Source organism: Salinisphaera orenii subsp. halophila YIM 95161 (assembly GCF_003732545.1).
Taxonomy (GTDB): Bacteria; Pseudomonadota; Gammaproteobacteria; order Nevskiales; family Salinisphaeraceae; genus Salinisphaera; species Salinisphaera orenii_A.
The window spans coordinates 1-246 of the sequence record NZ_AYKF01000056.1; the positions used below are offsets into that span (position 1 = coordinate 1).

Annotated in this window: 1 protein-coding gene; it reads left to right on the top strand. The window is 54.9% G+C overall.

The features are described from left to right. Positions 1-226, top strand: a 226-nt coding sequence (locus SAHL_RS18570; protein ID WP_221177810.1) for a hypothetical protein, incomplete at its 5' end; no start/stop codon positions are given. Positions 227-246: the final 20 nt, after the last annotated feature.

Here is a 246-nt window from a genome sequence, read left to right on the forward strand (position 1 = left end):
CAAGGTCGCCCCCGGTAGTCTGGTGTCGCTTCAGCATGCGCTCGACGACGCTGAACGACTCTGTCGTCGACTAGAGCCGAAACAAGCAGATAGAGGCGGTAAAGTCCGAAGACCGAAGCGGCTGCGTGATGTCGCATCAACTACGTTATGCGCCAGCTCGCTGCCGCTTCGTACTATCATGCTTTTTCGCCTTTATCTACTGCAAATTCGTCGCTATCGCCTCTAAGTTCTTGCGTCGATTAGCGC